This window comes from Aerococcus sp. L_32 (assembly GCF_050689315.1).
The window spans coordinates 1-10,125 of the sequence record NZ_JBOEQF010000080.1; the positions used below are offsets into that span (position 1 = coordinate 1).

General features: G+C 39.9%; 10 protein-coding genes, 1 pseudogene and 1 other annotated feature. Of the genes and pseudogenes, 1 reads left to right on the plus strand and 10 read right to left on the minus strand.

The genetic code is table 11. The annotated features are described in order from the left end of the window. From ACRCJ0_RS06835 to pyrF, 5 genes are all read right to left on the minus strand, one after another. On the minus strand, nt 1-927 hold a 927-nt coding region (locus tag ACRCJ0_RS06835), incomplete at its 3' end, for an FAD:protein FMN transferase (RefSeq protein WP_431389979.1). Nucleotides 928-946: 19 nt separating this feature from the next. Beyond that, on the minus strand, nt 947-1,321 hold the full coding sequence (locus ACRCJ0_RS06840; protein WP_420085568.1) for a YbaN family protein: 375 nt from the start codon (nt 1,319-1,321) through the stop codon (nt 947-949). A 164-nt stretch (nt 1,322-1,485) separates the two neighbouring features. Then, nucleotides 1,486-2,796, minus strand: a complete 1,311-nt coding sequence (locus ACRCJ0_RS06845; RefSeq protein ID WP_431389980.1) for an MFS transporter — start codon at nt 2,794-2,796, stop codon at nt 1,486-1,488. A 125-nt stretch (nt 2,797-2,921) separates the two neighbouring features. Beyond that, on the minus strand, nt 2,922-3,563 hold the full coding sequence (pyrE, locus tag ACRCJ0_RS06850) for an orotate phosphoribosyltransferase (RefSeq protein ID WP_431389981.1): 642 nt from the start codon (nt 3,561-3,563) through the stop codon (nt 2,922-2,924). Nucleotides 3,564-3,575: 12 nt separating this feature from the next. Then, nucleotides 3,576-4,283: an orotidine-5'-phosphate decarboxylase gene (gene pyrF / locus ACRCJ0_RS06855; RefSeq protein WP_431389982.1), complete on the minus strand. Its 708-nt coding sequence runs from the start codon at nt 4,281-4,283 to the stop codon at nt 3,576-3,578. Between the two features lie 312 nt (nt 4,284-4,595). Between pyrF and ACRCJ0_RS06860 the strand changes: the two are divergent. Further along, nucleotides 4,596-4,852: pseudogene (locus tag ACRCJ0_RS06860) on the plus strand (ISL3 family transposase); the annotation flags it as partial. A 156-nt stretch (nt 4,853-5,008) separates the two neighbouring features. On the opposite strand, the gene mtnN reads toward ACRCJ0_RS06860, so the two are convergent. The 5 genes from mtnN to ACRCJ0_RS06885 all read right to left on the minus strand — a co-directional run. Further along, a complete protein-coding gene (gene mtnN, locus ACRCJ0_RS06865) occupies nt 5,009-5,704 on the minus strand; it encodes a 5'-methylthioadenosine/S-adenosylhomocysteine nucleosidase (protein WP_059349253.1) in 696 nt (231 codons plus the stop codon). Nucleotide 5,705: 1 nt separating this feature from the next. Then, a complete protein-coding gene (locus tag ACRCJ0_RS06870; protein WP_431389983.1) occupies nt 5,706-6,566 on the minus strand; it encodes a MetQ/NlpA family ABC transporter substrate-binding protein in 861 nt (286 codons plus the stop codon). Between the two features lie 15 nt (nt 6,567-6,581). Continuing rightward, the gene (locus ACRCJ0_RS06875) at nt 6,582-7,355 is read right to left on the minus strand and encodes an SDR family oxidoreductase (protein WP_431389984.1); all 774 of its coding nucleotides are present in this window, start codon (nt 7,353-7,355) and stop codon (nt 6,582-6,584) included. Further along, nucleotides 7,356-7,832 (minus strand): S-ribosylhomocysteine lyase, encoded by a 477-nt coding sequence (locus tag ACRCJ0_RS06880; protein WP_059349256.1) that lies wholly within the window; start codon nt 7,830-7,832, stop codon nt 7,356-7,358. 119 nt (nt 7,833-7,951) lie between these two features. After that, nucleotides 7,952-8,191: a binding site (T-box leader), on the minus strand. Between the two features lie 589 nt (nt 8,192-8,780). Further along, on the minus strand, nt 8,781-10,125 hold a 1,345-nt coding region (locus tag ACRCJ0_RS06885), incomplete at its 5' end, for a CTP synthase (protein ID WP_431389985.1).

The following is a 10,125-nucleotide window of genomic DNA, read 5'->3' on the forward strand; positions in this document are numbered from 1 at the left end:
TTTGCCCTCTAAACCAGATGTATAGGTGATTTGTCCCTGTCGGTCAACAACCAACACTTCAATCTGGTCTATTTGTGCTGCTTGATTGATAATTGCTTCCTTAGATAAGGGAAACAATCGCGTAGTCCAAATCTCACCATCTAACGAAGATTCACTTACCACAGTGACACTGCGCACGTCCGCTTGAAAGGGCTTACCATTTGTGGAATCTAAAATATGGTGGTAAAGATGTCCATCCTGTTCGAATACACGTACGTAATCCCCAGACGTTACAACTGATTGGTTACTTAAATCGACAATAGCCTTGTTATAACCACGCGTTTGGTCGGGATCTTGGATACCTATACGCCATTGTGTACTTTCTGTATGATTGGGTCGATGGCCATAGAATCTAAGGTTACCGCCAAGATTAATAGATGCCCTGGTTACGCCTTGATCTTTGAAATAAGCGATAATTTGATCTGCCGCATACCCTTTTGCAAGCGCACCTAGATCAATCGACATCCCTGGCTTAGCAAGGTAAACTGTTTTTTCTATTTCATCCAGATGAATGTCATTCGGGTCTACTAAAGTCAGCCGGTCATCAATCTCTTGCTGGCTAGGTTTACGATAATCCGCAAAACCAATCCGCCACAAGTTAACTAAAGGCCCAATAGCTATATTTAACTTTCGTCCCGATGCAATACTTTCTTTTTTACCGATTTGAATGAGATGAAATAGCTCCGGATGAACGCGTACAGCCTTTAATCCTGCCATTTGATTAACCGCCATTAATTCAGAAGATGGGTCATTCGCTGAAAAACGCGCTTCCAATTGAAACAAACGCTGGACTGCGGCAAGTAATAAAGAATTGCTATTTGGATGGTCAACCATTAGGTCAATCGTCGTACCCATCAAATTTATAGAATGCCGTTGCTCAAAGTCCAAATCACTAGCCTCCAACTTCTTAAACCTCTTCCACCCTAAATAGTAGACAGTAACCAAAAACTAAACCGCAAACGCCTACAAAAATTTGTACACCTCTTAATGGCATAAGTAACATTGATAAACCCATCACAAGATAAGTTGTCATTAGGATATGAATTTTTTTGCGCCTGCTGATACCACCTTGTCGTTTAAATTCGCCAACATACCGTTCATATAAACGAGTAGATTCTAACCAGTTTTTAAATCGCGGTGAACTTCGCGTGAAAAACCAGCCAGCAAGCAACAAGAAAGGGGTTGTCGGTAGAACGGGCAATATGACTCCTACACTCCCTAGGACCACACTTAACAAACCCAATATTAGAAAACCCTTCTCTTTAATAGTCCTCATTTCCATTACTCACTCCTTGAGAAAATATTCACATGATAGGTCTACCTCAAATTACCAAATTATATTTATTCCGTCAATGAAATATCCAAATACTAAAAAGAGGGTGCAACATTTGTGTTACACCCTCTAAAATATGTCTTATTTTATTATCAATCTTGAACCAAATTGTATTACTTATCTAGCGCCTTATGACGAATATTTAATTGATGTTGTTCATAGTTCGCTTGTTTTAGTTGCGGCAAGCTCATCATGGCGATAAAGCTGACTAGATAAAGGCTTGCTAAGAAAAGCATTACCATACCTACACCTGAAGCATCTAAGATAAAACCAATGATAACTGATGAAAAACCACCCACTGCACGTCCAACATTCAAAATAGTATTATTGGCGATGGCATTCACTTTAAATGGATACAAACGAGAAATCATTGCCCCGTAGCCTGCGAACATGCCGTTTACGAAGAAACCTACAATAGCCCCACCGATTAAGATGGTCATAGCTGAATTAGCAAAAGTGAACAGATACACTGAAACTGCTGATGCAATTAAATACATACCATAAGACAATCTTGGCCCTAATCTATCTAAAATTTGTCCAAATGTCAGCATTCCCAAGCACATACCCAAGATTGTCGTTACCATCCAAGTAGATGACCCAGAAACCGTCACACCAACTTGTTCTTGCATGATTGTTGGTAACCAGTTCATCATCCCAAAGTAGCCAGCGATTTGAACAGTTGTCATCACCATTAAGATGATTGTTTGATAGGTTTGCCCTGGTGTCTTAAATAATTCGCTAATAGAAGGTTTTTCATTTTCATTAATATCTACTAGGTCTTCTGAGACTTCATCTGTATTAATCCCTAATTCATCTTCTTTAATAGTTAATTTCGCCCATACCACCACTAGGATTGGTAAGATACCGAATAGGAATAAGCCTCTCCAACCAAGTGTTGGCACGATAAAACCTGCTAGAAGTGCCGAACTGATGGAACCGATTTGACCAACAATTCCATTTAAGGATGAAATTCTCCCTAACTGTTTAGCCGGCACAAGTCCAGCCATGATGGAAATCGCTACTCCGTACTCACCACCAACTCCGATACCCGCGATAAAGCGTAATAGGTATAGGTATTGAATATTTGGCGTGAAGAAGATTAAAGCTGTTGCGATAGAGAAAGTTAGAATCGTTAAGTAGAAAACCTTCATTTTGTCCCAACGGTCAGCTAAGACCCCGAATAGTAAACCTCCAGCTAACATCCCTAAGTTGGTAATTGTCGCAATCCAACCGGCAGCTACACTTGAAATCCCTAGTTGGCTAATAATCGATGACATAGAGAATGATAAGAACATCACGTTTAAATCGTCTGTTCCTGATGCAACAATCGCCGCAATCAAAGCATTACGTTGCGATTTATTTAACTTATTGTCCTCTGCATGTAATAAGTCATTTGTTTCATTTTTTTCAATCGTTTTTTCCATTTTTGTGCTCCTTTGTTGATAAAACTGGTGTAATTCCCTCATTTAATCACCATAAAAATAAAATTGGGCAAAAAAAATAAGGACATAAATCTGGTAAAGCTATTTATATAGTAGAATTATCCACATTAACCGTGAATTTCTGACCAAGCTTTCGGATCCTTATACCAATCCATCAACTTGTCATAGTACGGTGATAATTTAGGATCTTTTACTGCATAATCCAAAATCTTCACGTAATTCGTTAGTGTCATCAAAGGATAACCCTCTTTTTCAAAGGCTTCTTTACTTGCTGCTAATAAGTAGTCAAAAATAGCTACTGCTGCAATGACTTCTCCGCCTGCTTCTTGAATTTTATCTGCTGCTGTAATGACGCTTCCACCTGTTGAAATCAAATCTTCAATGATTACTACTTTGGCGCCCGCTTCTAAAGCACCTTCAATGGCGTTTTGTTTGCCGTGGTCTTTGGCAGAAGAACGTACATAGATCATTGGTAAATCTAAGCGTTCACTTACAAAGGCTGCATGAGGGATACCAGCAGTTGCTGTCCCTGCAATTACATCTACACCAGGAAAGTTCTCTTTAATCAACTCTGCCAGTGCATCTTCTACAGTTGTACGCACACTCGGGTATGACATGATTAGTCGGTTATCTGTATAAATCGGGGCTTTAAGTCCGCTTGCCCAAGTATATGGTGCCTCAGGGCTAAAGTTTACTGCCTTAATCTCTAGTAATTTTTGTGCTACTAAATCCGCTTTTTCTACTGTCATCTTGCACCCTCCTTATTGTCCAGACCAATCAGCTGTGATTTGGTCATAAGTGACTTTTGAATTATCCGCTTGTGTAATTGGTCGTCCCACCACGATGTAGTCAGAACCACCTTGCGCCGCTTGGCTTGGCGTCATGATTCGTTTTTGGTCATCCGCAACAGAAGTCGCTAAACGGATACCCGGTGTAATCGTTTGGAAGTCTTCCCCGCAAACCTCTTTAATAGCTGCTGCTTCAAGTGGTGAACAAACTACACCATCAAGGCCCGCTGCTTTCGTTAATTTAGCGTAGCGCAATACTGAATCCAATACTTCACCTGGAATTCCTTGTTCTTCGTTCATTTGTTCAGTAGAAGTGGACGTTAATTGAGTGACACTAATTAACATAGGACGTTTACCTGTCGAACCTGCCTCTAAACCACGAAGCGCTGCTTGCATCATTTCTTTCCCACCTGCCGCATGTACATTGACCATTGCAACACCAGTACTGGCTAAAATGGCCATTGCTCGTTCAACAGTATTTGGAATATCATGTAATTTCAAGTCTAAGAAAATATCGTGGCCTTTTGCTTGTAATTCTTTTAAGAAAGCTGTCCCACCAGCATAAAACAATTCCATACCTACTTTTACATTTAATTGTTGACCTTGGAACTGATCAAGGAACGCAAATACCTCTTCTTGATTAGGAAAATCTAAGGCAATAATTGGTTTCTTCGGATTCACATGGCACTTCCTCTCATATTTTTCTGTTATCTTTTCATTTTTTTCTCATTTATCTGAAAATGGGCAAAAAAAATAACCAACAACGAAACAAGGTTGCTGATTATATACTAGCGGATGCTGGTTTTAAAATTTGTTCACTGACAAAATAAAGTGGTTATTCTTGTGAGCGAACAGCTCTTATGTTCAGGGCATCCTTACGCTAGTGCAGTTTCCCCTGTTTTTACTCTGTTGGCTATTGTACCGACTTAGAAAGTTAGAGTCAACACATATTTTAATAAAATATTTACAATTATTATTAAAGACTATCATATCAACTATCGTACTAATAAAAAAAATCGTACAAACATTAACCATTATGATTACAAAAGATGAAAAAGTTTCCGATCGCCAAAATACTCATTTCTCACTGAAACAGTGATGATTGATCGATTGCTTGACTTTTCTACACCCCGGAAGGAGACTTATTCTTTTTTTTTTATGAATTAGTTGAAGCCTTTCAAGACAAAGAACCCGACTCAGTTCTCTCCTTATTAGCAGAAGTTATCGAAACTTTAGATAGCGACTTTCGTACTTCCAAGCATTCCAATAGTTTGGAAGTAGCTTACCGAGTGCAACTTTAATCATATACCGTTTTTTACTCGGTAAGCTCACTTGTCAGAAATAGCCCGTTAAAAAAACCAGGAAATGCTCTCTACGCTTATCATAGGAGTCTCTCTAGTCTTATATCAATTTGGTTCTTGTTGCCAAAAATCGATTAGACTACGAACTGCGTGAAACGCTTGATTAGCAGCCAACTCAAGATGATCATCAAAAGTAGCTGGTGCATGCTCCCCGACATGATCTGAAATCCCTCTGACATTGATTACCGGAATCTCATAAAAACTTGCAATTTGCGCAAGCGCGCAGCTTTCCATATCAGACGCTGTAAGCGAGGGGAATGCCTGTTTGATTGTTGAAACAGCTAATTCATCACTCATAAAGGAATCAGCAGTCCCAATTGTTCCCTGAAAGGCAGAAATTTTATTTTGAGCAAGCACTTGCTTAATTATCGCCAGAATCGTCTCTGAAACTGGATAGTCCGCTGGCATTTGTGGTACCTGACCATAAGCATAATCAAACCCTGTTGCGTCCACATCACTATAGACGAACCGATCAGTGAAAACAATGCTACCAAGTGGAAGCTCTTTACGGAAGGAGCCGATAGACCCCGTATTTACCAAGAGATCTATCGATAACTGCTGACAAACCCAAGCAGCAGTTGCGGCTGCATTAGCTTTGCCAATCCCTGATGCTACCAAATATAAGTCTTCATGAACCTTTTCAATGATTGTTTTTCCCTTTTGCCAAATAACCGTGGAAGCGTAAAAGTTTCGAAAAGGTGCCAACTCTTCTTCCATTGCTGCAACTACTGCTATTCTCATCCTAGTTCCCCCATATCTCTACGATTGGTGTGGTTACTTCCACTTTTGTCCCTTCAAATTTTTCTTCAATATAGTTTTGAATTTCAGGGTCATGGTACAACTCACCTAATTTTTTTAAAGCGGCTTCGTCTTTACGAGATTCCTTTACTGCTAATACATTGACCGTTTCACGAACAGCCGTGTCCGCCTCTTCGTGAAAAATGGAATCCTGTAAAACATTCAAGCCCCCTTCAAGGGCAATTGTATTGCTGATTAAAACCAAGTCCACATCCGGTAAAACCCGTGGACCAGTTAAATCATCAATGAGTGTAAATTCTAAGTTCTTGGGATTTTCGATTACATCGCTAGTTGTTCCTGTTCCAGCATCAAAGTCATCCTTTAACTTAATTAAACCAGCCGTTTCCAATAAGCGTAACCCTCTGGCAGTATTTGAAGGATTGTCAGCCAATGCTACTACTGAGCCATCCGCGATCTCATCTATACTCGTAAATTTATCAGAGTAGATGCCCATCGGTTCGACATAGGTTGCTGCAATCGGTACTAATTGTTCAGGGCTCTCTTCATTAAAGCTTTCTAAGTAACCAATTGACTGAAAGGCATTTGCATCCACATCACCATCTACAGTGGCTTGATTGGTAGCCGGTCCACCAGTGATTTCTTTAACTTCAATTGTTAATCCCGCTTCTTTTGCGGCCTCTGATTCTGCGATATATGTCCATATTTCTGCATCGGAACCGACTGAACCGACTACGATTGTTGAATTTTCAGTTGATTCCGCTGTATTGGCAGTTTCTTGATTACTACAAGCTATAAGCATAAAAGCCACTGTCAGTAAACCAATCCCTTTAATAATTTTTCTCATTTATTTCACTCCTTCTTAATGCATCGTCATGCCACCAGTCACATTGATTGCTTGACCAGTCATGTAGCTTGCTAGCGGACTAGCTAAAAATAAAATAACATTTGCAACGTCTTGAGGTGTACCTGTTCTTCCCAAAGGAACTTGACTTTGGTCTTCCACCAAAATTTCTTCTGGTGTCATATTCCGAATAAGACCACCTTCGATACGTTCCCGGTGTTTCATGGGCGTTTCAATAATTCCTGGACAAACAGCATTAACTAATATTCCCTGATTGGCAACTTCAACAGCTAATGTTTTTACCAGACCTAATACACCATGTTTGGATGCGACATAACCTGCCATACCACGATAGCCATTTTTGCCGGCCTGTGAAGAAACCACGATAATTCTTCCTTCTTTTTTATTGTCTTGCATCAACTTTGCGATGTATTTTAGACTTAAATAGACCCCTCTTAAATTGACTGCTTGCACCCTATCAAAATCACTGGTCTGGCTCTCTGTCAAAAAGTCCATTGTAGAAACACCAGCTACCTCTACAAAAATATCAGGAATCAGGTTGTATTCGATTAGTTGCTTAACCAGATCCACTAACGAAGTTTCTCTTCCAACATCCACGTTGACTTGATAATACTGATCGGTGATCCTTCGCAACATTGACCCTTGGAAGCCAATATCAGCGGCAATTACAATTGCCTGCTCTTTCAAAAGGGTTTGTACAACTGCCTCGCCAATTCCTTGTTTTGAGCCGATAACTAGAACAACTTGTTTTGCTAAAGCGTCAAAATACATCTATTTCACCACATGTCTTTGAAACGCATCGTCACTGATTCCTTCTTCAATAACGATTTTGGCATACTCCTTAGCACCAAATAATGAATGGTCGCGATAATTCCCACAGCTTTCTATATCAACACCTTGAACATCTTCCCATTGCGACTCATTTGCAATGATTGTTAATACCTCGGTCAAAGCCTGCGCTACCTCGGTCGCACTAGGGACTTCCCAAGTAATCAAATGAAATCCTGTTCGACAGCCAAATGGTGAAATATCAATGATGCCATCTAAGCGATCACGCAGTAAATCTGCAAGCAAGTGCTCTAATGTATGAACCGCTGCTGTTGGCATTTCTTTCTCATTTGGTTGTAAAAATCGTAAATCATAATTGGCAATCACATCGCCTTTCGTTCCTACTTCTTCCGCAATTAATCGGACATAGGGGGCTTTAACTTTCGTGTGATCTAATGTAAAACTTTCGACTTCTGCCATTTTCTTTTCCTCCTAAATTTTGCTATTTTCTTTTACCACCGACGACTCGACTTGCTTGGCAATACTTACCTGTCCTCCTTTACCTAGGTATAAAAAAAGCCCTTAGATATCAAAAAATATCTAAGGGCATAAAACTGCGTTACCACCTTAATTTGCAGCATTCTCGCGAAATACTGCCTCACTCAGTTCCCACTACAGTGGAGACTGCTGTCTGCTAACGGAACATCTCCCGTATTCTCTTAATTATTCAGAGAATCCACTCAAAAGCCATTTTCAAGCATTTGTTCTTTGCCTCTTTTCAGCTACCGAGGTTCTCTAGAAAAAAACAAAAGCTTTACTTTCTTTTTCATCGTGTTTGATTACTAATTGTAATGACTATATCAGATGGATTCTAAGAAAGTCAAGATAAAATGATTAGTAATTCATTAATTTATAACTAATCTTCAAAATCCTTTCTACTATGCGTAATGTTACCCACCCTGTGTAATCGATACTACCCAGGAGTGTTTACTTTATAATACATTAGGTTCAATAGATAAAATCCGGGGGTATCGGTACTGACGTAGGTGGTGCCATCTTCACTAACAAACAGCTCTATAAAGGAGCCCTTCGTTTTGGTGACAAGTTTGGTTTGATATTATTTTGTCAGTTGACGTGACACTTGTGTAACATTGCTTCGATTGCAACACAACGACTGAGTCAATCAGATTTAGTAAGTGGTAAGTTGTCTCACCGGTATTTGGTAACTGTTTGTCAGATTCTCTTGGTTGGTCCATAACGGATGGCTTATTGTCTGGCATTCCTTTTTTCTTGGCTGTTTACTGTATCCTTCAACGGCCATTGTTCTGAATAATCCTTTTATAAAACCAAAAAACCTACTCCCTTAGGTTTTTGGAGTAGGTTTTCATTGTGTTTTTACAAGTTAAAATAAGCTTTTCTTAAAGAGAATTATGCTTCTAATGCTGCGCCAATAAACCCATTAAAGATTGCTTGTGGACGGTCTGGACGTGAAATAAATTCTGGGTGGAATTGAGATGCCACAAAGAATGGGTGTTCTGGAATTTCTACGATTTCCACTAAATTACCATCTGGAGATGTTCCAGAGAAGACCATACCAGCTGCTTCGAATTCTTCACGGTAAGCATTGTTAAATTCCCAACGGTGACGGTGGCGTTCTTCAACCAAAGCTTCATTGTTGTATAATTCACGTGCTTTAGAACCTTCTTTAAGTGCACATGGGTATAAACCTAAACGTTGTGTCCCACCTAAGTTTTCTAGTCCTGATTGTGTTGTCATCAAGTCAATTACTGGATGTTCAGTATTTGGGTTGATTTCTGTAGAGTTCGCATCAGTATAACCTAAGACGTTACGTGCAAACTCAATAGAAGCCACTTGTAGACCTAAACAGATACCTTGGAATGGCACGTTGTTTTCACGTGCATATTTGATTGCTTGGATTTTACCTTCAATACCACGGTTACCAAATCCACCTGGTACTAAGATACCGTCAGCATTGCCAAGGATCTCTTGTACGTTTTCCGCAGTAATTGTTTCAGAGTCAATCCAGTCGATATCAACTTCAGCGTCATGGGCATAGCCGGCGTGACGTAATGATTCTGCTACTGATAGGTAAGCGTCTTGAAGTGATACGTATTTACCGACTAAAGCGATCTTCACTTTCTTAGATAGGTTTAACACACGATTTTCAAGGTTACGCCATTCACGCATATCAGCTTCTGGTGTTTCGTCTAGACCTAATACTTCACATACTTTATCGTCTAAACCTTCTTGTTGTAGACGCAATGGTAGAGTGTATATTGTTTCTACATCACGGTTTTCGATAACGGCATCTTCTTCAACGTCACAGAATTGTGCGATTTTTGCAGTCATACCGTCTGGTAGTGGATGCTCTGAACGTACAACTAAGATATTAGGTTGAATCCCCATACCACGTAATTCTTTCACAGAGTGTTGCGTAGGTTTTGTTTTCAACTCACCAGCTGCTGCAATATATGGCAGTAATGTTGTGTGGATATAACAAACATTATCTGCACCAACTTGTGAACGCATTTGACGTAATGCTTCAACGAATGGTGTTGATTCAATATCCCCAACAGTACCACCAACCTCAGTAATCACGACATCAGCGCCTGTTGTGTCACCTGCACGTAAGATTTTATCTTTGATTGAGTCAGTGATGTGTGGAATTACTTGGACAGTTGCCCCTAAGTAGTCCCCGCGACGTTCTTTGTTGATAACTTCTGAGTAAATTTTACCAGTTGTTACGTTTGAG